The following is an 18,630-nucleotide window of genomic DNA, read 5'->3' as shown; positions in this document are numbered from 1 at the left end:
GGGCATCGGCATGTTCAGCGCTTGCGGTCGTAGACCACGGCGAGCTCGCCGAGTTCGCCGACCGTCTGGCTGGTGAGCTGCCAGTGCGAGGCGGGGAGGCCGTCGACGAAGAGTCGCTCTCCGCCGCCGGTGATTTCGGGGGTGATCAGGAGGTAGAGACGGTCGACCAGGTTCGCCGCGAGCAGGGCCTTGGTGATGGTCGGGCTGGTATTGACCAAGATCTCGCCCGTGCCAACGGTTTTGAGCTCGGCGATGATCTGGGGGATGGGTCCGTTGACGACTCGGACATGCTCCCAGGGCATCTCGGTCACGGTGGTGGAGAAGATGACCTTCTCGGTGTCGAGCAGCCACTTGGCGTAGGCGCGATCGCGAGGATCGGCGTTGTCGTCCACGGCGACCGTGGACCAGTAGCCGAGGAAACCCTCCGCGTTGCTGCGTCCCAGGACGCCGGTCGTCGCGTTCTCGTGAATACGGCCGAGGTGGTTTCGCGCGGTCTCGGTGCTGGCGTAGGGGACGATCGCGCCCATATCGCCGGGGCCGCCCGCGCCGTGATAGTAGCCGTCGAGGCTCAGCACGATATTCGCGGCCACGATGCGTTGCTCGGAGGTGGTCATGATTGTCCTACTTCCTTTGTCTACGAGGTGATTTCGTGCGCGAGCTGGTCGAGGACCTGGCCCCAGCCGGTTTCGATGCCGGCGATGAAATCCGATGCGGTGATGACGGTGTCGGTGATGCCGAGGTCGAGCCGCAGCCGGGTGCCCTCGGGGATCTCGGTCAAGGTGACGTCGTAGCGGCCGGTGAACAGCACCGCACCGGCCGGATCGAACAGTGACATGTCGAATTCGAGATGCGCGGGTTCGTCGGCGACCCGCACCTGCCCGGCGGAGTGGTACCGCCCTTCGGCGTCGCGGTAATCGAGGATCACCCGACCACCCGGCCTCGCCTCGATCAGGCAGTCGGTGATCGTCATCGACGGTGGGGCCCACCAGGATTCGAGCAGCGCCGGATCCACCCAGTATCGCCACACGGTCTCCGGAGCCGCGGTGAACACGCGCTCGAATCCGAAGCTCCGGCCGTCCGCCCACCGATCCCGGTCGGCGCGCGCGGCCTCGGCGGCCAGCGCGTTGCGATACCTCTCGATCGTATCCAGTTCGCCCACGGTCGATTCGGCGAGCTCGACCAGTTCGGTCAACCGCCGCGCGAAGGCATCCAATGCCGCCACTTCGAGCGCCGCGATCCGCCGCTGCCCGAGCGGTGACACCGTCACCAGCCCCGCCTTGGCCAACGTCTGCAAATGCTTGGTCGCCTGCGGTTGCCGCAACCCGGTCAACTCCGCGATCTCACCCACCGACCGCGGTCGCCCGGCCAGCAACTCGACAATCCGCCACCGAGCATCGTCACCCAGCGCCGCCGCGATCTCCTCCATGCCCAACACATTCCCATAGGCGAATATTCATGTCAAGGAATATTCGCTGGCAGTAGAGTGGCGGGCATGGCCAAGTCGAGCAACGGAACCGTAGACCAGTACCTCGCCGATCTGTCCCACCCCCGCAAACCCGAGATCGAACAACTCCGCAAGGCGCTCCTCGGCGCCGCCCCGGGCATCACCGAGCAAATCAAATGGAACGCCCCCAGCTTCGGCCTCGACGGCGAAGACCGCATCACCATGCGCCTGCAACCCAAGAACGTGCTCGACCTGATCTTCCACCGCGGCGCCAAAAAGCGTTCCCCCTCCGACCCCTTCACCTTCGACGACCCCACCGGCCTCATCCGCTGGCTCGCCCCCGACCGAGGAATCATCGAATTCCAGGACCCCTCCACCCTGGAAACCAACCTCCCCGCCATCACCGACCTCGCCACCCGCTGGCTCCAAGCCACCGCCGACTGACCGGAGCCGGGTTATTCGAGTTCGGCAGTGGCGAGCGCGGCGAGCAAGGCATCGGGAGTGGGGACGTCGTAGAGGGCGAAGACGTCCTTTCTCTTGCTCAGCATGCTGGTTTCGTCGAGGGGCGAGGGTTTGCCGTTGCCACCGATGATTACGGTGACGTGGCGTCCATCGCGGCTGTGCCGGAACGACATCGGCAGGGTGTGCAGCGGAGCCTCCCGCAGCGCCCGCGTCCCGACGGCAATGAGCGCACGCTTCGTGGTAATCGCATATCTGGTGCGCTGACGCAGCCACCGCTTGCGGAAGATCCGGCCACCCGCGGCATACAGCCCGGCGCACAAGAACAGTGGCCCCACCACCCCGAATGGGATCACCGGACCCCCTGAGAACGCCACTGCCAGTGGAGCTGTCGACCCCGCCGCAAACAGCAGCCCGAATGGAATCTCGAAGAAATCGGTCACGATAAACCGCGCGTCAGGGTCGGGCCCACCCAGCCAGAGCAACTGCTCATCTGCCCGCAAATGCCGATGGATCCGAAAGTCGACCCCATCCCCACCCCGGTCCGCCACACCCGACCATGCGTACCGGCCGTCGTATTCGTCCTCGCTCATGCGCGGGCAGCACCGTCCTCAACGATATTCATCTGCCCGCTGACACCGACACGAGCCATACCCCTTCTATACCGCCACGGCACCCACTCCGCACGGCTAGCTCGGAGCGGGCCTGGTGAATCGAATGCCGTTGAACGTGGAGGTACAGCACGCACACATTGGGTCCAGACTCGATTCATCGATGTCCGGATTCACGACCTGCAGCGTTCCATCGGAGGCGACATACAGTCCGCTGTAATAGGTCGACTCACCGATCCGCACATAATCTCTACGGTCGGATTCCTGCACCGCCACCAGCCAGAAGATCGGTTCACTCCGATCGAGCCGAGACTCGGCCTCCGCGAAGGTCGCCTCCCAATCCGAGCCGACCCGCGACAGGAGAAACCGAAAGAGCGGCGTGTAATCACGTCCGCGCCCCTGCGCCCGCCCCATACCCTCCTGCGTCACATCGGATTTCGCAGCCTGCTTGGTGTTGCGCCGATGCCGGTACTCACCACCACGTGGACGCGACCCCCGCGCGGTGGTGTTGTCCTTCCGATACAGCGGCGGCTTGTCCACACGCCGAGCCTATGCCACAAGCGATTCCGACTACGGCGAGACACCGTGGGAGGAGGTTGCGTGGGCGGCGATGTCGAGCAGCAGCTTCAGGTACTCGTCGGGGGCGTCGGCCAGCACGTTGTGGCTTGTCGGGAGGCTGTGGGTGCGCCACGACGGGTCGTGCTGGAGTTTCTCGTAGACCGCAGTGAACGGGGTGCCTTCCCATTTGCTGAGGTAGATGTACTCGCGCAGGGCATCCGGCGGCGTCTCGCGCGTGAGCCGGATCCGTTGCAGGAACGACGCGAGGGGATGACCGGTGGCGCGTGGGTCCACGCCCGCGGGAACGGGCACGGTGATCCCGTCGTCGGCCGCTCCGTCGAGGAATATCTGCTGGAAGAGCGGGGAGGTGAGCTCGAAGCACGACTGGCCGTCAACAGGCACGTAGGCGTCGGAGTAGACCAATGCGGCGATCCGTTCGGAAACGCGGTCCGCGACACCGGTGATGACCATGCCGCCATAGCTGTGTCCCACGAGCACAACATTGTCGAGTTGCTCGAATTCCAAGACCGACACGACATCCTGGATATGGGTATCCAGATTCGTTGTGGGCGAGAGCAAATGGCTACGCTCCCCAACTCCTGTGAGAGTCACCGGATAGACGGCATGCCCGCGTCGACGAAGCTCGCTTGCCAGATCCGAGTACCACCATCCACCGAACCAGCCACCGGGAATCAAGACGAAGTTCACCATCGAACCCAACCGGCCCACCTCCTCGACTATTCCGGAGACCGTGTTGCGGGATTGATAACGATCGGCGCTGAGTTCAGAGCGAATCCGGCTTTCTCGAACCGGTGCTCGTGCCCCTAACGTGCAGGTATGCCAAATATTCAGCTGTCGGCGGTGATTGATGTTCGTGCCGAGTTCGTCGGCGAGTTCGAGCGGACTGTGGACGCACTCGCTGCAGCCGCATTCTACGAACCCGGGGTTCTCGATTACCGCATTTGGCGTGATCGCACTGCGCCGCAACGCTTTCTGATCCTCGAGCGCTACGCCGATCAGCAGGCTCTCGACACGCATATGGCCGTTCCGGCCGTGCAGGGGTTTGTTGCCGCCCTGCCCGGCTGGCTCGTGGCCGACAGTCAGGCTGCCCTCGACACCACCGAACAGGTGGGAGTCATTCCCCTGCTCAGTCTTTCGATCAGCCAGGCGTAGGAGGGGCTGTCACCAGGCGACGGTTTTTCCGAGGTAGTCGAGGTATTGCAGGCCCGGGTGGCGGTGCTGGGCGTCGATGGTGGTGACGAGGTTGGGGATGCTGTCGCTGATGGTGAGTGGGGCGTCGGGGCCGCCGACGTCGGTTTTGACCCAGCCGGGGGCGAGCAACAGCAGGGTGCGTTTGCCTTCGCGGTTGCGAGCGGCGTAGCTGCGCATCAGTTGGTTGAGGGCGGATTTGCTGGCGCGGTAGATCTCGAAACCGCCGCGTTCGTTGTTGGCGATGCTGCCCTGGCCGGAGGACATGATCGCGATGGTGCCGTCGGGGGTGACGAGGTCGCCGAGGGTTTCGATGACGCGCATCGGGCTGAGGGCGTTGGTGACCATGAGGCGGTTGAATTCCTCGGTGGCGATGGTCGCCGGGGTTTCGTCCGGGTCGTTGGTGACGCCCGCATTCACGTACAACAGCTCGAATGTGTGCGTCCCCAAACGCTCCCGAAGCGCCCGAACCTGTTCTGGCGCAGTGATATCGACCTGTTCGATCTCGAGCCGATCCCCGACGGCGTCCCGCAATTCGTGCAGCGGTGTGCGGCCGGACCCGCGCACGGTCGCCACCACCCGCGCACCCCGTTCGACGTATTCTGCGGAGATCGCACAACCCAGTCCGCGCGATGCGCCGATGAGCAGAACGGTGTTGTTCGGGGAAACAGTACTCACGGGCGCTCCTGTCGTTGCGGTGATCGCACGGGCAAGAAAAACGTTCGGTCGAGCCCGTTCACCTTACGAGCTTCAGACAGCGGCGCGGTGGAGCTGCTGGCTGATGAAGAGGGCTGCGCGGTCGAGGGCTTGGTCGGCTTCGTCGAGCACGCCGGTGAAGGATTGGAAGACGTGGGGTACGTCGGCAGTGATGTCGAGAATGACGTCGACCCCCGCGGCCCGGGCACGGGTAGCCAGCCGAGTGGAGTCATCGAGCAGCAATTCGTTCGTACCCGCTTGCAGCAGCATCGGCGGGAAGCCGCTCAGATCCGCGAGGATCGCCGGGCTGAGTAGCGGCTGGCGAGGGTCCTGTCCGGCGAGATACATGGCGCCGGTGCGCTCGACGGCCTCCCGAGTGAAAATTGGGTCGAACTCGGCTCTGGTGTCCATGCTTTCGCCGGTGCGGGTCATGTCGAGCCCGGGGGAGAACGCCACGATCGCGGCGGGCAACGGCAAACCCGCATCACGCGCCGCGAGACAGGTGGTGACGGCCAGCCCACCCCCGGCGGAATCGCCCGCGAACACGATGTCCGAGGCAGGTACGCCGTCGTCGAGCAGCGCCCGGTAAGCACTCACCGTGTCGTCGAGACCCGCCGGGAAAGGGTGCTCGGGTGCTAGCCGATAGTCCACCGAGAACGCGCGAATCCCGGTGCGGGTCACTAGATTCGCGGTCAGCGACATGGCCGTCTCGGGCGACCCGAAGACGAACCCGCCGCCGTGGAAGTACAAAATCGTCCCCGGCGTCGAAGTCTCGCTCGCTTCGACATGCACAGCGGGCCGGTCCCCGAGCGTCATGCTCCGGGTCCGTATCTCACTGGGCACGTTCATCTGCGCCATCAGCGCCCGGAATCCCGCCCGCAGGTCCTCCACCGACCGAGGCCCGCCGGCCCGCGGCTGCCGAAGTAGTGCATCAACCTTCGCCCGCTGCTCCCTGCTCATATCAACCTTCCTGGGAAGTATCTTCCACTACAATATATGCCATGGAATATACACCGGCCGACGCCGTCGACCTCCCAACCTTGTTCGCCGACCTGGTCCGCTGCGAAACCCGCCTCTACAACGCCCTCAACGACCGCCTCCGCGAACAACACGGCCTCCTCACCTCCCAGTTCGAATCCCTCCGCTACCTACGCAACCACCCCGGCGCCCGGGTAGCCGACCTAGCGAACGAGTTCGCCGCCGGCGTCGGCGCAATGAGCAAGGGAGTCGACCGCCTGGAGCAACAGGGCTGGGTATCCCGCCAACCAAACCCCGCAGACCGTCGCTCTTCCCTCCTCTCACTGACCGACGACGGCACCCGCCTCCTGGAAGCCGCAGAACAAACCTTCGCCCAACAGCTGACCGACAGACTCGCCCCCATCGCCCCCACCCCGTCACTCTCCACTGTCGCGCAGTTCTTCTCACTCCTACGCGCCACCCTCGAACGCGACCGCATCGGCCTCCCCGCAGGCTGAATCCATCGAACCCTTATCCGCGTCGAGCCGCTCTCGCGAGTGCGCGGTCACGCTGTTCTTCGAATCGCGCGGTGTCGATCCGCAGTTTGTCGAGATACTCGCCGAGCTCGTTGCGGATCCGGTCGCCGTGCGAGCTGAAGTCGTTGCGCTCGAAGATTTTCCAGGCACGCAGCACCGGCAGGACGACCTCTTCGAGGTGCTGCCGCGGATCGTAGATCCCGTGCTTGGCCATCAACACGGCATTGCGGCGCCAGTTCGGCATCCCGGCGCCCGGCATCTGAAAGTTCTTCAGCATGAGCGTGATTGCCTCGATGGCCTGGTCGGGCGCCAGGTCCAGGGCTGCGTCGCAGAGGTTGCGGTAGAAGATCATGTGGAGGTTCTCGTCGGCGGCGATGCGTTGCAGCATGCGGTCGGCGATCGGGTCGTGGCACACCTTGCCGGTGTTGCGGTGGCTGACCCGGGTGGCCAGCTCCTGAAATGTCACGTAGGCAATGGAGTGCAGAAATCCCCTGCCGGTGAGACTTTCGGCGTCCGCGCCCTTGTCCCGGGCAATGCTCATCGATGAGAAGCCGGCGGTCATGTGTGCCATGCGGGCCTGTTCGAGAGCCACCGGATCCACACCGCGCGTCACCACCAGATAGTCCCGCATCACGATGCCGTGCCGATTCTCCTCCGCGGTCCAGCGCCCGACCCACGTACCCCACGCGCCGTCCTGGGAGAAGTTCTCGGCGATCTCGCGGTGGTAGGACGGCAGGTTGTCCTCGGTCAGCAGATTGGTGATCATCGCGACCCGGGCGAGCTCGCCGAGCCTGGATTGCGCTGGATCCCAGTCCTGTCCGCCGAGCGCCGCGAAGTTTCGACCCTCATCCCAGGGCACGTAGTCGTGGGGATGCCAGTCCTTGGTCATGGACAGATGCCGATCGAGGTTCTGCGCAGCGACCGGTTCCAATTCGATGAGCAGTTCCAGCTGGGTCGCCGGTCTCGTCATATCGTGCTCCCTACCGACGGATCCGGCAGGCCCGCCTTGATCTGGTCGAATGCCTTCTGCAGCAATGCCTGGGAAGAAATCGGCGGGCTCGCCTGGAGATAGACCTCGGCTGCGGATTGCCACGCCGCGCCGATCGCCGCGGCCACCAGTCGCGGGTACACATCCCGGGACGGATCGGTCCGGCTGCGCTCGGCGATCACCGCGACCAATTCCTCATCGGTGAAACACACCTTCGACACCGCCGCCCGCATCTGTGGTCTCGCGAGCAGATCGCGCAGCACCGCGGGGCGATCACCGCTCGGGATCCGAGTTTCGCGCGCAGGCTCCGGCTCGTGCCGGTCGATGAACGCCGCAGCGATGGCCTCCCACAAGGGCTCATCCGCCGGCCTGGCGCGCAATGCCGCTGTGCTGCTTCGCAACCGCTCCACCTGCCGATAGGCCAACGCGTCGTACTTGGTCGTGAAGTAGTTGTTGAAGGTCCGCACCGACACCCGAACCCGGGCCGCGATCTCCTCCCGCCGCAAGCCCTCGACCCCGCGCTCGGCGAGCAATTCCCAAGCGGCATCACTGATTGCCTGACGTGTATCGATCTTCTTCCGCTCGCGCAGACCGAGCCCGGGTTCGTCCGTCACACGAGCACCGTAGCAAATATTGCCCATAGGCAACATTGCTCATGGGAAATATTTGCCTGATGCTGTGGTGCTGTTGATTAGTTAGGTGAGTGCTCACTAAACTAAGGTGTATGAGTTCACCTGCTCGGGCGCGGATGTCAGCGAGTGCGCGACGCGAACAGGTGTTGGCTGCGGCCATCGCCGAGTTCGCGGCCGGTGGATATGCGGCGACGACGACGGAGTCGATCGCTCGGCGGGCCGGGATTTCGCAGGCCTATCTGTTCAGGTTGTTTCCGACCAAGAAGGCGGTGTTCCTGGCCGCCACGGACCAGGGCTTCGACGCTGTCGAGAACGCTTTCCGCGGGGCCGCCGAGCGGAGTGCTCAGGAGTCTCGGCTGGATTCGATGGCCGAGGCCTATATCGATCTGCTGGGCGACCGCCAGTCGCTCACCTTTCAGCTGCAGGTGTACGCGGCGTCGGCTCTCGACGATGAGATCCGTGCCCTCGCGCGCGAACGTTTTCACAGCCTGTATCGGGTGGTGAAGGAGCTGTCCGGCAGTGACGCCGATGGCGCGTTCGACTTCATGGCGCAGGGCATGCTGCTGAATGTCACGAGTGTGCTGGATCTGGATCTGCTGAATCCCGACGGCACCGAATAACCTCATCGACTTTCTGTAGAACTCCGCGGTGGCCGAAACATCCACTGCGCGTGGATCTTTGCTGCCCGAAAGGGGTAAGGCAGTGTTCGAAAGACTGGGATATTTCGTACACCGGCGGCGACTGTCCGTGCTGGCGGTGACCGCGGTGCTCGCGATCCTCTCCGGCAGTTACGGCCTGGGTGTCTTCGGCGACATGGTGCCCAACGGGTTCGAGGCGCGCGGCTCCGACAGCCGCCATGCCGCCGAGTTGGCCGACAAATCCTTCGCCCAGCGCAGCCCCGACGCGGTCATCGTCTACCGCAGCGCCGACCGCACCGTGGATGACAACGGATTTCGCGCAGCCGTGACGGATACGATTGCGGCCCTGCCGAATTCGTCGGTTACCGGTTCCGTCGACTACTGGCAGACGAACCTGGCCGAGCTGGTCAGCCACGACCGGCACGCCACCTACGTGCTGCTGAACTTCGTCGGCGGCGACGACAATGCCAAGCAGGACAGCTACCTGAAGATCAAGGACAAGCTCGCGGCTCCGGGCCTGCAGACCTTCCGGGGCGGCAACACCCCGGCCGGATACGAGGCCGGAGACCAGGTGGGCAAGGACCTCGGGATGGCCGAGGGGCTGTCGTTCCCGGTGCTGTTCATCCTGCTCGTGATCGTTTTCGGCGGCTTCGTCGCGGCCAGTCTGCCGCTGGCGGTCGGCGGCCTGTCGATCCTGGGCTCGATGGCGGTCCTGCGAATCTTCGCGCAGTTCACCGACATCTCGGTCTTCGCCATGAGCCTGGTGACGATCCTGGGTTTGGCGGTCGCCATCGACTATGGCCTGTTCATCGTGAGCCGCTACCGCGAGGAGATGGAACAGGGCCACACCGGTGCGGACGCGCTCGCCCGCACCCTGTCCACCGCCGGGCGCACCGTCGCGGTCTCGGGCATCACGGTGGCGGTCGCGCTCGCGTCGATGAGCTTCTTCCCCTTCGTGTTCCTGAAGTCCATGGCCTACGGCGGCGTCGCGGCCGTGCTGCTGTCGATGTTCTTCTCGCTGGTCGCCCTCCCTGCGGTGCTGGCGCTGCTGGGGCATCGGATCAATGCGCTGTCGCTGTGGAAGCAGCGCTCGGCGATCCCCTGCGCCACCGGGTTCTGGTACCGGCTGGCGCAGGGCGTCATGCGCCGCCCGGTGCTCGTCGCCACCGCCGCCATCGCGCTGCTGCTGGTGCTGGCAGCGCCGGTGCTGCGCATCGAGTTCGGCGTGAACGACGCCCGGCAGCTGCCGGAGTCGGCGCAGGGTCGTCAGGTCTTCACCATGCTGGAGAAGGACTTCCCGAGCGGTGCGGCCAAGACCATCGACGCGGTGCTCGAACTGCCTGCCGCCGCCGATCGGCCGGATCAGCAAGTGGCACTGTCGGAATACGCGACGCGGCTCGGGAATGTCCCGGGCGCGCAGCGGGCCGAGATCACCGGCGTTGGCGGCAACGTCGCGCGGGTTTCGGTGACCTACTCGGGCGCGGCGGTGTCCAAGCCGAGCCGGGAACTGTTGCACCGCTTGGAGGATCAGGCCAAGCCCGCCGGTGCCAAGGTGTACTTCGGTGGCGAGACGGCCACCTACGACGACACCCTCAACCGGCTCGGTGACGCGCTGCCCGGGATGCTGCTCTACATCGCCGTCGCGACTTACCTGCTGCTGTTCGTGGCCTTCGGATCGGTCCTGTTGCCGCTCAAAGCGATCGCGATGAACCTGCTGTCGCTCTCGGCTACCTTCGGTGTGCTGGTGCTGGTGTTCCAGGACGGCCATCTGTCGAACCTGCTGGGCTTCACACCGACCGGCAATATCGAACCCAACATGCCGATCATGTTGTTCGCCTTGATCTTCGGCCTCTCCATGGACTACGAGGTGTTCCTGCTGTCGCGGGTGCGCGAGCAGTACGACCTGCTCGGTGACCCGACCGCGGCGGTGGCCACGAGCGTCCAGCGCACCGGCCGCTTGATCACCAGTGCCGCGCTGCTCATGTGCGTGCCGCTGGCGGCGATGGCGTCGAGCCAGGTGCTCACCATGATCCTGTTCGGCGTCGGCATGGTGGTGGCGATCGTGCTGGACGCCACCGTCGTTCGCATCCTGCTGGTGCCCGCCATCATGCGGCTGCTGGGCCACATCGGCTGGTGGGCTCCCGGCCCGCTGCGCCGGTTCTACGAGCGCCACGGCATCCACGAGTCCGACGGTGAGATCACCGCACCGGCCGCCGAACCGGTGGTAACCGCCTCATAGTCGCGAGAAAGCCCGTCATCCACCCCCGTAAAACAAGGAGATCGTCATGCCCGCTCTGCCCTGGACCAAGGGACCGCACCAGCCCGCCGACGGCGCCGCGCTACACGTGCTCACTTCCCGTCTGCCACTGACCAACTACCGCGACGTGCCCCGATTCCTGTACTGGACCATGCGGATTCGTGCCCAGTTGAAGTCCGCCCCCGGCTGCGTAGGCTTCGCCCTGGACGCCAAGCTCATCCACAAGACCTTCTGGACCCTGTCCGCATGGTCGGACAAGGCCGCCATGGACGAGTTCGCGCACACCGGCACCCACGCGAAGATGCTCGCCGACATGGCCGGTCGCATCGGCAACCCCAACTTCGTCGAAACGACCGGCTCGACCGCGGACATCCCGCTACCGTGGCCCGCGGCCCGAGCCCGGATCACCCCACCGCAATCCTGACACTGAGGCCCGCCGTGGGTGCCGGTGTCTAACGTTGGTGCGGTGGATCCTCTCTTCCGACGGGCAGACGACTCCGACGCCGCCGCACTCGCCGATGTGTGGCTGCGGTCCTACTCCGCAGCGCTACCGGCAGTCCGTCGAGCCCACGACGACGATACCGTCCGGCGCTGGTTCGCCGACGTTGTTGTCCCACACCACGAAACCTGGCTGGCCGAGGCCGACAACACCATCCTCGGCCTCCTGGTCCTGGCCGACGACGAACTCGAGCAGCTCTATCTCGACCCACCCAGGCAGGGGCAGGGGCTAGGCGACCGCTTCATGGAGCTGGCCAAACGCCGCCGCCCGAATGGTCTGGAGCTGTGGACCTTTCAGGTCAACAAGCCAGCTCGGCGCTTCTACGCCCGACACGGTTTCATCGAGGTCGAGCTGACCGACGGCCGCCGAAACGAGGAACAAGAACCGGACGTTCGCTGTGTCTGGCGCGGACGGTCGTGACTCCGTGGTGCTGAGTCAGCGAGTGGATTCGACGTCGGCCTTGATGCGTTCGAGAGTCTGCTGCATGCCTTTGCGGTTGGTTTTGCCTCGGGCCCAGCCGGCTAGGAGCCAGTAGAGGCGGAGGGGGAGGTTGTTGGCCAGGTGGAAGGATTCGGTGACGGCGGTGCCGGTGGGGGTGGGTTCGAGAAGGTAGCGCCAGGTGTTGATGGGGGTGCCGCCGGGGCCGAGGACGGTGAAGGCGAATTCGCGGCCGGGGTCGGCGGCGGTGACTCGGCAGATGGTGGAGTACTTGAGGCCCCAGCCGTTGCGGTTGACCTTGCCGCGGAATTTGGCGCCGACTACGGGACCGGTTGCGCCGCCGACCCATTCGGCGCCGTAGGTTTCGGGGCTGAAGCGGCCGACGTTGGTGACATCGCTGATCAGGTCCCAGATTTGCTGGGCGGGGGCGGCCATCTGGACGGTGACTTCATCGTGCACGATGCTTACCCTACGGCAGGGTAGGCACTTCGCGTCAGGTGGAGATGCGCTTGGCGTCGCTCATCAGCCAGCGGCCGTCGGGTTGTTCCTCGGCGGTCACCACCCAGGCGGTGAGGGTGACGGCGGGGGTGGGGGCGAGATCGGTGGTGGTGGATTGTTTGACGTATCCGACACCGAGCGCTGTCGTACCGGTGATCGCGCGCAGGCCGCAATTGAATTCGAGCACTTCGCTACGACTGTTGGTGGCGAGGAAGTATTGATGGGTGGCGGGGTGGGTGTCGATCAGTTGCTGCCGATAGGCGCCCGTCGTCGCATCCAGGGAACCCGCGAAATAGTCGTCCAGCGATTGCGGGTCGTAGGTGGAGATGTGACTCAAATGCAGGTGTATGGCGTGCAGCGCGGCAATATGGCGGCTGCCGATCTTGGCGATTTCGGGAGCGAGACCGGCGGCGGGTTCGGTCCGGGTCGGAATCGAGTCGGGTTTCGTCGTGCTGGTGACAGTGCCCTTGCTCGCGGTATTGCGGGGACCGTCGTCATTTCCGGACCAGACCGCAGCGCCGACCGCGAGCGCGCTCAGCGGCAGTACCCCGGCGATGGCCGCGAGCTTGCGCCTGGAAACCGTCCGCTCCGAAGAGGAGTCGGGAAACGGGGGCGGCTCGGCGGGCGGAAAGGACATTGACGATCTCTCGGATTCAGACAAGGGATTCCTCACGGTTCCACGCAATTCTGGGCTGCCAGGAAACGGTACTTGCCCGCTGTGGATCCGTTGGGATATCCGCTGAATTCGATTGTTTCACTACGATGGTTTGTCGGAATTAGGCGAATTATGCTTCTTCGGTGACGAACTCGGCGGACGAGGAAAGAAATAAGCTGTGCGACTTTGGTATTCGGCATAGCCGGGCCGACTGCGCATCACCAGTTCGAGTAGTCGAGCGCCGGTGCCGCGAATCAGGACATAGGACATGATCACGGGTGCGAAGACCGTCAACACCCCCGGCCAAGCCGACGCCGCGATCAGCCACAGACCCCACCACACGCAGAAGTCGCCGAAGTAGTTCGGATGCCGGGTCCACGCCCACAGCCCACGATCCATGATGTGACCGCGATTGGCCGGATCGTCCTTGAAGCGGGCGAGTTGGTAATCCCCGACCGCCTCGAACAGCACCCCGACAATCCACCCGATCACCCCCGCCGCGAAGACCCACCACGCCAGGCCCCGAGTTTCCCCGGCGGCCGCGGACACCTGAATCGGCAGCGAGATCACCCATTGCGCCACGGCCTGGGTGAGGAAGATCCGGACGAACACCACTCCCGGCGACCGACCGTGCCGATCCAGCAGCGCACTGTAGCGCGGATCCTCGCCATGCCCCGAGGTCCGGCGCGCCAGATGCCAACTCAGCCGCGTCCCCCAGATGAGGACGAGCAGGAAGAGCACGACCCGGCGCAGCATCGACCCGTCACCGACCACCAGCGCGACCGCGGCGACGAGCGCGAAGCCCACCCCCCAAATCACATCCACCACGTTGTAGCGTCCGGCCCGCCTGCCGACCAGATACGTCCCGACCTGCAGCACCATCAGCACCAAGGCCGACAGCAGCGAAACTCTCAGCGCCGCATCCCAGTTCATGACGACACAACCGCCTTCGACGGCCGATACCGACCCGCGTGCGTGGCCGCCGGTCGATACGCGACGATCTGATCCACCCCCATGCGCCCCTGCTCGAAGGCGAGCGCTCCGCCGACCAGATACAACCGCCAGGTGCGCGCGCCCTCCACACCGAGCAGTGTCACCGCCTCCTCCCAGCGGTCCTCGAGCCGCCGCAGCCAGGCGTGCGCCGTCCACACGTAGTGTTCCCGAAGCGCCTGCACGTCACGCACTTCCAGCCCGGCGTCCTCCAGCCGGGCGATGGTGTCACCCACCGGCCGCATGGCCATATCGGGTGCGATGAACGATTCGATGAACGGGCCGCCCCCGGGGTGTCGTCCGCGCCGCGACATCTGCTGCACCAGCACCGGCGCGCCGGGAGCGGCGGCCTCGTGCAGGGCCCGCGCATACAGCGGGTAATTGCGTTCGCCGACATGCTCACCCATTTCGAGCGAGGCGACCGCGTCGAAACCGCCGTCGGTGAGGTCGCGATAGTCCAGCAGCCGGACCTGCACGAGCCCGGTGAGTCCCCGTTGCGCGACACAGTTTTCGATGTACTGCTGCTGCGCACGCGAGATCGTGATGCCGACGACCTCCACGCTGTAGTGCTCCGCCGCGTGCAGCGACAGTGATCCCCAGCCGCAGCCGACGTCCAGCAGCCGCATGCCGGGTTGCAGCCCCAGCTTGTCGCAGACCAGATCCAATTTGCCCTGCTGTGCCCGAGCGAGCTCGTCGCTATCGGGGCTGTCGGGCGCGCCATCCGGAAAGTAGGCACACGAGTACGCCATCGATGGGTCGAGCAGCATCCGGTAGAAGTCGTTGGAGGCGTCGTAGTGATGGCTGATCGCGGCGCGGTCGCGCGGCTGCCGGTTCCGCCGCCCGTGTAGCCGTGCCTGCGTGGACGGCGCGGGCGGCCGGATCCCGAGCGCGCCGATCTGCGCGCACACCAGGAGCAGGCGAGCGAGATCCGCAGGCCGCGGACGCCCGATGCGACGGTCCGCGACGGTCCGCCAGACGGTGCTCAGGGTCTCACCCAGATCCCCGTCCACGTCGAGCTCCCCGGTGACATACGCCTGCGCCGCCCCGAGTTCGCCTGGATGCCAGAGGATTCGGCGCAAGGCACGCGGACTGCGCAGCACGACCTCCGGGCCGCCGAGCGGCCCGGCACCGCTGCCGTCCCAGGCGGTCAGCCGCACCGGCAGCGGCCCGCGCAGCAGCGGCCGCAGGGCGGATTCGAGTCGGGTGGCGACGTTCACGGGTGCTCCTCGGGCCGGTCGAGAACGATCTGCTGGACATCGAGGTAACGGGACCGGAATCCCGCCTCGGAGTAGGCGAGGTAGAACTGCCACAGCCGCCGGAAGGTCGCGTCGAAGCCCAGCGCCGCGACTTCCGGTGCGCGACTGTCGAATCGCTCCCGCCACAGGCGCAGGGTCTCGGCGTAATGCATACCGAGACCACGGCGTTCGCGGACTCGCAGCCGGGTGCGGCCCGCCGCGGCCTCGATCGCCCGGGTGGAAGGCAGCGATCCGCCGGGGAAGATGTACTTCTGGATCCAGGTGTGGGTGCGGCGGGAGGCGCGCATCCGGTTGTGCGGCATGGTGATCGCCTGCAATGCCACCCGCCCGCCCGGCGCCAGCCGCTGGTCGAGCAGATCGAAATACACCGGCCAGTACCGGTAGCCGATCGCCTCGATCATCTCCACCGACACGATGGCGTCGTACTCACCGCGGATATCGCGATAGTCGCGCAGTTCGAGCACGACAGACTCGCTGAATCCCGCCGCCGCCACCCGGATTCGGGCCAGCTCCAACTGCCTTGTCGACAGGGTCACCGAGTGCACCGTAGCGCCGCGCGCAGCGGCCCGAACACACAATTCGCCCCAGCCGCTGCCGATTTCGAGCACGCGGCTGCCCGCGCGCACCCCTGCGTCGTCGAGCAGCCGATCGACCTTGCGCCGCTGCGCGGCGGCCAACTGCTCCCATGTCGCGATCGCCGAATCCTCGAACAGCGCAGCGGAATACGTCATGGTCTCATCGAGGAACAGCTGGAACAGCTCGTTGGACAGGTCGTAGTGGTGCTCGATATTGCTGCGCGCGTTCGCCGTCGTCCCGAGATCGCTCGCCGGTGGTGACGGCAGCAAGGCGAACCGCAGGCGCTGCAGCGGGGCGGGAACAAGGCGCGGCAGGCGCTCGGCCAGCACCGTCAGCACGGCGGTCGGGTCCGGCGAGGTCCACTCGCCCGCCAGATAGGACTCACCGAATCCGATCAGTCCCTGCGTGCCGACCCGAGCGAAGAAGGCGTCCGGATCGCGCAGGATCATCCGGGGCAGCGGCTCGGTGCACGCGCCGACACCCAGGACGGTCCCGTCGGGATACTCCACCCGCACCGCCAGCCGCGCTACCGCCCGGCGGAAGAGCAGCGCACAACCGTTGGCGAGCAGTCGCGACCGCACTCCGCTCGGGACCGGCGGGATCAGTCCGGTTCCCACGGTGTCGAGGCAGGATCCGGTCATGGGGTGCTCCTTACGGATTCGGGGCGGCAGGTGCGCGGGACGATCGGAACTCCCCGCGCCCACAGGGCGATGCCGTGCCGGCGGATGCGGGCCGCGGTCAGCCAGGGCGACAGGGGCGCACGCCATTGCGCACGCAGGATGGTGCCGGTGGTTACAGGAACTCGATGGCCGGTCACCGAGGCGAAGAAGGGCTGCTCACCGTCGCGGCGCAGCACGATCCGCAGCGCCAGGTCCTCGGTCGGTTCGGGGAGCCGCAGCTCGTAGCGGCCCTGCACCGGATTGAACGGCGAGACGTAGAAACGCTTTTCGGTGACCGACCGGCCTTCGGAGTCGGGGCGCAGCAGGTAGGCGTGGCGGCCGCCATAGGTGTTGTGCACCTCGGCGATCACGCAGCGCAGCCGTCCGTCCGGACCGTGACACCAGAAGACGCTGAGCGGATCGAAGCCGTACCCGAGTGCCCGCGCCGACATGAGGCCGGTGACATGCCCACCCGCGCAATCGATGTCGTGCTCGGCGAGCAGACTGTCGACCCGGGACCGCAGATCGGTGCCGGGGCCGGACAGGTGATCGGCGGCCCGGAAATAGCCCAGCGGCCGCAACGGCATCGGCAGCCGCGGCGGCGCGTCCAGATCGAAATACCAGCTGTAGCTGCGATATTCGAACTCGTGGTGCACGGGCGCCCGCCGCACGTGACGGATCCGAGTGAAGTAGAGCGCCGGTGGGGGAGCGGTCATCGCGCGGCCACCCGAGGAGTCGGCACTTCCGGCCGAGACTCCCACCGTCCGCCTATCCGCTCCGCGGCCCGCAGACCCGAGCGTGCGCCGTCCTCGTGGAAACCCCAGCCGTGATAGGCCCCGGCGAACGCCAGCCGATCACTATCGATGGTGGGCAGGTAGCGCTGCGCCGCAACGGATTCCGGAGTGTAGATCGGGTGCTCGTAGGTCATCTCCGCGATCACGTGTTCCGCTGCGATCCGATCCGTTCCACCGAGGGTGACCAGGAAGCGTCGATCCGTCACGTGGTCGAGTCCCATCAGCCGGGTGAGATCGTAGGTCACGATGACGCCGTCGCCCGGCTGCGCGGGAATCAGGTAGTTCCAGGATGCCCGTGCCCGGCGGGCCTGCGGCAGTAAGGACGCATCGGTATGCAGCCGTGCGTGATTCACCGAGTACGGCATGGCTCCCAGCACGGACCGGGTCAGATCACTCGGCTCGGTCAACATCGCCAGCGCCTGGTGCGGATGGGTGGCGATGACCACGGCATCGAAGCGCCGCGTGCCGCCCGATGTCGTCACGAGCACGCCGTCGTCACGCTCGGCGACGCCGGATACCGCTGTCCCGGTGTGTATCTCATCGATCCGGTCCGCGATCTTGTCGACGTACCGGCCGGATCCGCCCACCACCGTCCGCCAGCTGGGGGAGCCGTACACGCTCAACATCCCGTGGTGGTCGAGGAACCGGAACAGATAGTGCGCCGGATACCGGTCGGCCAGGCCCGGATCGCAGGACCACACGGCCGCCACCAGCGGCGTCATGAAGTTGTCCCGGAAGTACCGGCTGAACCGGTGCTGGCGCAGGAACTCCGCGAGCGGCATCCCGGAATCGGGCTGCCGCAGCAGTTCCCGCGCGGCGCGATGGAATCGAGGCACCTCCGCGAGCATCCCGAGGTAGCGCGGACGGGTCAGGGCGCGAGCGGTCGGGAACAGTCCGGGCAGGCCCTTGGCGCCGGCGTACTCGAGCCCGGTGGCATCGGCGCGCACCGACATCGACATGTCCGTGTCCCGGGTGTGCACACCCAATTCGTGGAACAGCCGCAGCAGCGTCGGATAGGTCCGGTCATTGTGGACGATGAATCCGGAGTCGATCCGCACCCGCCGGCCCGGCGCGAACTCCACCTCGTGGGTGTGCGCGTGGCCGCCGAGTCGATCGTCCTGCTCGAAGAGCGTCACCCGATCGGTCAGCGCGAGCACGTAGGCGGCCGTCAATCCGGCGACCCCGCTGCCGATCACCGCGACATCGTGACCGCCGCGCACATCGCTCATCGGCCGCCCCGCCGCTGTTCATTCACACCCATACGCGGATTTCGACATGCG

Annotated in this window: 23 protein-coding genes; 7 read left to right on the top strand and 16 right to left on the bottom strand. The window is 66.1% G+C overall.

Annotated features, from left to right (window positions below):
• Positions 1-14 precede the first annotated feature (14 nt).
• On the bottom strand, positions 15-614 hold the full coding sequence (locus ACYVN4_RS22405) for a dihydrofolate reductase family protein (protein WP_460723911.1): 600 nt from the start codon (positions 612-614) through the stop codon (positions 15-17).
• Positions 615-634: 20 nt separating this feature from the next.
• Positions 635-1,426 carry a metalloregulator ArsR/SmtB family transcription factor gene (locus ACYVN4_RS22400; RefSeq protein ID WP_460723910.1) on the bottom strand — a complete coding sequence of 264 codons (792 nt, stop codon included), beginning with the start codon at positions 1,424-1,426 and terminating at the stop codon, positions 635-637.
• A 66-nt stretch (positions 1,427-1,492) separates the two neighbouring features.
• Between ACYVN4_RS22400 and ACYVN4_RS22395 the strand changes: the two genes are divergently transcribed.
• Positions 1,493-1,888 (top strand): DUF1801 domain-containing protein, encoded by a 396-nt coding sequence (locus ACYVN4_RS22395; RefSeq protein ID WP_460723909.1) that lies wholly within the window; start codon positions 1,493-1,495, stop codon positions 1,886-1,888.
• A gap of 11 nt (positions 1,889-1,899) precedes the next feature.
• Here ACYVN4_RS22395 and ACYVN4_RS22390 read toward each other — a convergent pair whose 3' ends face one another.
• From ACYVN4_RS22390 to ACYVN4_RS22380, 3 genes are all read right to left on the bottom strand, one after another.
• Positions 1,900-2,496: a hypothetical protein gene (locus ACYVN4_RS22390; RefSeq protein WP_460723908.1), complete on the bottom strand. Its 597-nt coding sequence runs from the start codon at positions 2,494-2,496 to the stop codon at positions 1,900-1,902.
• A gap of 96 nt (positions 2,497-2,592) precedes the next feature.
• Entirely contained in the window at positions 2,593-3,054 is a 462-nt protein-coding gene (locus ACYVN4_RS22385) for a hypothetical protein (protein WP_460723907.1), read from the bottom strand.
• A 30-nt stretch (positions 3,055-3,084) separates the two neighbouring features.
• The gene (locus tag ACYVN4_RS22380; protein WP_460724064.1) at positions 3,085-3,783 is read right to left on the bottom strand and encodes an alpha/beta fold hydrolase; all 699 of its coding nucleotides are present in this window, start codon (positions 3,781-3,783) and stop codon (positions 3,085-3,087) included.
• Between the two features lie 126 nt (positions 3,784-3,909).
• On the opposite strand from ACYVN4_RS22380, the gene ACYVN4_RS22375 reads away from it, so the two are divergent.
• A complete protein-coding gene (locus ACYVN4_RS22375; RefSeq protein ID WP_460723906.1) occupies positions 3,910-4,245 on the top strand; it encodes a putative quinol monooxygenase in 336 nt (111 codons plus the stop codon).
• 9 nt (positions 4,246-4,254) lie between these two features.
• Here ACYVN4_RS22375 and ACYVN4_RS22370 read toward each other — a convergent pair whose 3' ends face one another.
• Together ACYVN4_RS22370 and ACYVN4_RS22365 are read right to left on the bottom strand one after the other, a co-directional pair.
• Entirely contained in the window at positions 4,255-4,959 is a 705-nt protein-coding gene (locus ACYVN4_RS22370; RefSeq protein WP_460723905.1) for an SDR family NAD(P)-dependent oxidoreductase, read from the bottom strand.
• Positions 4,960-5,031: 72 nt separating this feature from the next.
• Positions 5,032-5,793: an alpha/beta hydrolase gene (locus ACYVN4_RS22365; RefSeq protein WP_460723904.1), complete on the bottom strand. Its 762-nt coding sequence runs from the start codon at positions 5,791-5,793 to the stop codon at positions 5,032-5,034.
• Positions 5,794-5,978: 185 nt separating this feature from the next.
• Here ACYVN4_RS22365 and ACYVN4_RS22360 point away from each other — a divergent pair, with 185 nt between their 5' ends.
• Positions 5,979-6,452: a MarR family winged helix-turn-helix transcriptional regulator gene (locus tag ACYVN4_RS22360; RefSeq protein WP_460723903.1), complete on the top strand. Its 474-nt coding sequence runs from the start codon at positions 5,979-5,981 to the stop codon at positions 6,450-6,452.
• A 13-nt stretch (positions 6,453-6,465) separates the two neighbouring features.
• Here the strand turns inward: ACYVN4_RS22360 and ACYVN4_RS22355 are convergent, their stop codons facing one another.
• Together ACYVN4_RS22355 and ACYVN4_RS22350 are read right to left on the bottom strand one after the other, a co-directional pair.
• Positions 6,466-7,440: an acyl-ACP desaturase gene (locus ACYVN4_RS22355; protein WP_460723902.1), complete on the bottom strand. Its 975-nt coding sequence runs from the start codon at positions 7,438-7,440 to the stop codon at positions 6,466-6,468.
• Positions 7,437-8,072, bottom strand: coding sequence for a TetR/AcrR family transcriptional regulator (locus ACYVN4_RS22350; RefSeq protein ID WP_460723901.1), 636 nt, complete (start codon positions 8,070-8,072; stop codon positions 7,437-7,439). Before ACYVN4_RS22350 ends, ACYVN4_RS22355 begins: the two co-directional genes overlap by 4 nt.
• A 110-nt stretch (positions 8,073-8,182) precedes the next feature.
• Between ACYVN4_RS22350 and ACYVN4_RS22345 the strand changes: the two genes are divergently transcribed.
• The 4 genes from ACYVN4_RS22345 to ACYVN4_RS22330 all read left to right on the top strand — a co-directional run bounded on the left by ACYVN4_RS22345 (position 8,183) and on the right by ACYVN4_RS22330 (position 11,904).
• Positions 8,183-8,710 (top strand): TetR/AcrR family transcriptional regulator, encoded by a 528-nt coding sequence (locus ACYVN4_RS22345; RefSeq protein ID WP_460723900.1) that lies wholly within the window; start codon positions 8,183-8,185, stop codon positions 8,708-8,710.
• 82 nt (positions 8,711-8,792) lie between these two features.
• A complete protein-coding gene (locus ACYVN4_RS22340; RefSeq protein ID WP_460723899.1) occupies positions 8,793-10,967 on the top strand; it encodes an MMPL family transporter in 2,175 nt (724 codons plus the stop codon).
• Between the two features lie 46 nt (positions 10,968-11,013).
• The gene (locus ACYVN4_RS22335; protein WP_460723898.1) at positions 11,014-11,409 is read left to right on the top strand and encodes a hypothetical protein; all 396 of its coding nucleotides are present in this window, start codon (positions 11,014-11,016) and stop codon (positions 11,407-11,409) included.
• A 42-nt stretch (positions 11,410-11,451) separates the two neighbouring features.
• The gene (locus ACYVN4_RS22330) at positions 11,452-11,904 is read left to right on the top strand and encodes a GNAT family N-acetyltransferase (protein WP_460723897.1); all 453 of its coding nucleotides are present in this window, start codon (positions 11,452-11,454) and stop codon (positions 11,902-11,904) included.
• A 15-nt stretch (positions 11,905-11,919) separates the two neighbouring features.
• Here ACYVN4_RS22330 and ACYVN4_RS22325 read toward each other — a convergent pair whose 3' ends face one another.
• The 7 genes from ACYVN4_RS22325 to ACYVN4_RS22295 all read right to left on the bottom strand — a co-directional run bounded on the left by ACYVN4_RS22325 (position 11,920) and on the right by ACYVN4_RS22295 (position 18,579).
• Positions 11,920-12,357, bottom strand: coding sequence for an SRPBCC family protein (locus ACYVN4_RS22325; RefSeq protein ID WP_460724063.1), 438 nt, complete (start codon positions 12,355-12,357; stop codon positions 11,920-11,922).
• Between the two features lie 58 nt (positions 12,358-12,415).
• On the bottom strand, positions 12,416-13,057 hold the full coding sequence (locus ACYVN4_RS22320; protein ID WP_460723896.1) for a hypothetical protein: 642 nt from the start codon (positions 13,055-13,057) through the stop codon (positions 12,416-12,418).
• A gap of 120 nt (positions 13,058-13,177) precedes the next feature.
• Complete coding sequence (locus ACYVN4_RS22315) at positions 13,178-14,008, bottom strand: DUF1295 domain-containing protein (RefSeq protein ID WP_460723895.1); 831 nt, start codon at positions 14,006-14,008, stop codon at positions 13,178-13,180.
• Positions 14,005-15,282 (bottom strand): class I SAM-dependent methyltransferase, encoded by a 1,278-nt coding sequence (locus ACYVN4_RS22310; RefSeq protein ID WP_460723894.1) that lies wholly within the window; start codon positions 15,280-15,282, stop codon positions 14,005-14,007. Before ACYVN4_RS22310 ends, ACYVN4_RS22315 begins: the two co-directional genes overlap by 4 nt.
• A complete protein-coding gene (locus tag ACYVN4_RS22305) occupies positions 15,279-16,538 on the bottom strand; it encodes a class I SAM-dependent methyltransferase (protein WP_460723893.1) in 1,260 nt (419 codons plus the stop codon). The genes ACYVN4_RS22310 and ACYVN4_RS22305 overlap by 4 nt, the downstream gene beginning before the upstream one ends.
• Complete coding sequence (locus tag ACYVN4_RS22300) at positions 16,535-17,272, bottom strand: DUF1365 domain-containing protein (RefSeq protein WP_460723892.1); 738 nt, start codon at positions 17,270-17,272, stop codon at positions 16,535-16,537. The genes ACYVN4_RS22305 and ACYVN4_RS22300 overlap by 4 nt, the downstream gene beginning before the upstream one ends.
• Entirely contained in the window at positions 17,269-18,579 is a 1,311-nt protein-coding gene (locus tag ACYVN4_RS22295) for an NAD(P)/FAD-dependent oxidoreductase (RefSeq protein WP_460723891.1), read from the bottom strand. Before ACYVN4_RS22295 ends, ACYVN4_RS22300 begins: the two co-directional genes overlap by 4 nt.
• Between the last annotated feature and the right edge of the window lie 51 nt (positions 18,580-18,630).

It is taken from the genome of Nocardia heshunensis, assembly GCF_054782115.1.
This window is presented reverse-complemented; position numbering and strand designations above follow the sequence as displayed.

What these genes read in the sequence shown, in the direction of transcription:
- ACYVN4_RS22405 (WP_460723911.1), bottom strand. Translation starts at nt 614, where the DNA reads ATGACCACCTCCGAGCAACGCATCGTGGCCGCGAATATCGTGCTGAGC.
- ACYVN4_RS22400 (WP_460723910.1), bottom strand. Translation starts at nt 1,426, where the DNA reads ATGGAGGAGATCGCGGCGGCGCTGGGTGACGATGCTCGGTGGCGGATT.
- ACYVN4_RS22395 (WP_460723909.1), top strand. Translation starts at nt 1,493, where the DNA reads ATGGCCAAGTCGAGCAACGGAACCGTAGACCAGTACCTCGCCGATCTG.
- ACYVN4_RS22390 (WP_460723908.1), bottom strand. Translation starts at nt 2,496, where the DNA reads ATGAGCGAGGACGAATACGACGGCCGGTACGCATGGTCGGGTGTGGCG.
- ACYVN4_RS22380 (WP_460724064.1), bottom strand. Translation starts at nt 3,783, where the DNA reads ATGGTGAACTTCGTCTTGATTCCCGGTGGCTGGTTCGGTGGATGGTGG.
- ACYVN4_RS22375 (WP_460723906.1), top strand. Translation starts at nt 3,910, where the DNA reads ATGCCAAATATTCAGCTGTCGGCGGTGATTGATGTTCGTGCCGAGTTC.
- ACYVN4_RS22365 (WP_460723904.1), bottom strand. Translation starts at nt 5,793, where the DNA reads ATGACGCTCGGGGACCGGCCCGCTGTGCATGTCGAAGCGAGCGAGACT.
- ACYVN4_RS22360 (WP_460723903.1), top strand. Translation starts at nt 5,979, where the DNA reads ATGGAATATACACCGGCCGACGCCGTCGACCTCCCAACCTTGTTCGCC.
- ACYVN4_RS22355 (WP_460723902.1), bottom strand. Translation starts at nt 7,440, where the DNA reads ATGACGAGACCGGCGACCCAGCTGGAACTGCTCATCGAATTGGAACCG.
- ACYVN4_RS22345 (WP_460723900.1), top strand. Translation starts at nt 8,183, where the DNA reads ATGAGTTCACCTGCTCGGGCGCGGATGTCAGCGAGTGCGCGACGCGAA.
- ACYVN4_RS22335 (WP_460723898.1), top strand. Translation starts at nt 11,014, where the DNA reads ATGCCCGCTCTGCCCTGGACCAAGGGACCGCACCAGCCCGCCGACGGC.
- ACYVN4_RS22325 (WP_460724063.1), bottom strand. Translation starts at nt 12,357, where the DNA reads ATGGCCGCCCCCGCCCAGCAAATCTGGGACCTGATCAGCGATGTCACC.
- ACYVN4_RS22320 (WP_460723896.1), bottom strand. Translation starts at nt 13,057, where the DNA reads ATGTCCTTTCCGCCCGCCGAGCCGCCCCCGTTTCCCGACTCCTCTTCG.
- ACYVN4_RS22315 (WP_460723895.1), bottom strand. Translation starts at nt 14,008, where the DNA reads ATGAACTGGGATGCGGCGCTGAGAGTTTCGCTGCTGTCGGCCTTGGTG.
- ACYVN4_RS22305 (WP_460723893.1), bottom strand. Translation starts at nt 16,538, where the DNA reads ATGACCGGATCCTGCCTCGACACCGTGGGAACCGGACTGATCCCGCCG.
- ACYVN4_RS22300 (WP_460723892.1), bottom strand. Translation starts at nt 17,272, where the DNA reads ATGACCGCTCCCCCACCGGCGCTCTACTTCACTCGGATCCGTCACGTG.
- ACYVN4_RS22295 (WP_460723891.1), bottom strand. Translation starts at nt 18,579, where the DNA reads ATGAGCGATGTGCGCGGCGGTCACGATGTCGCGGTGATCGGCAGCGGG.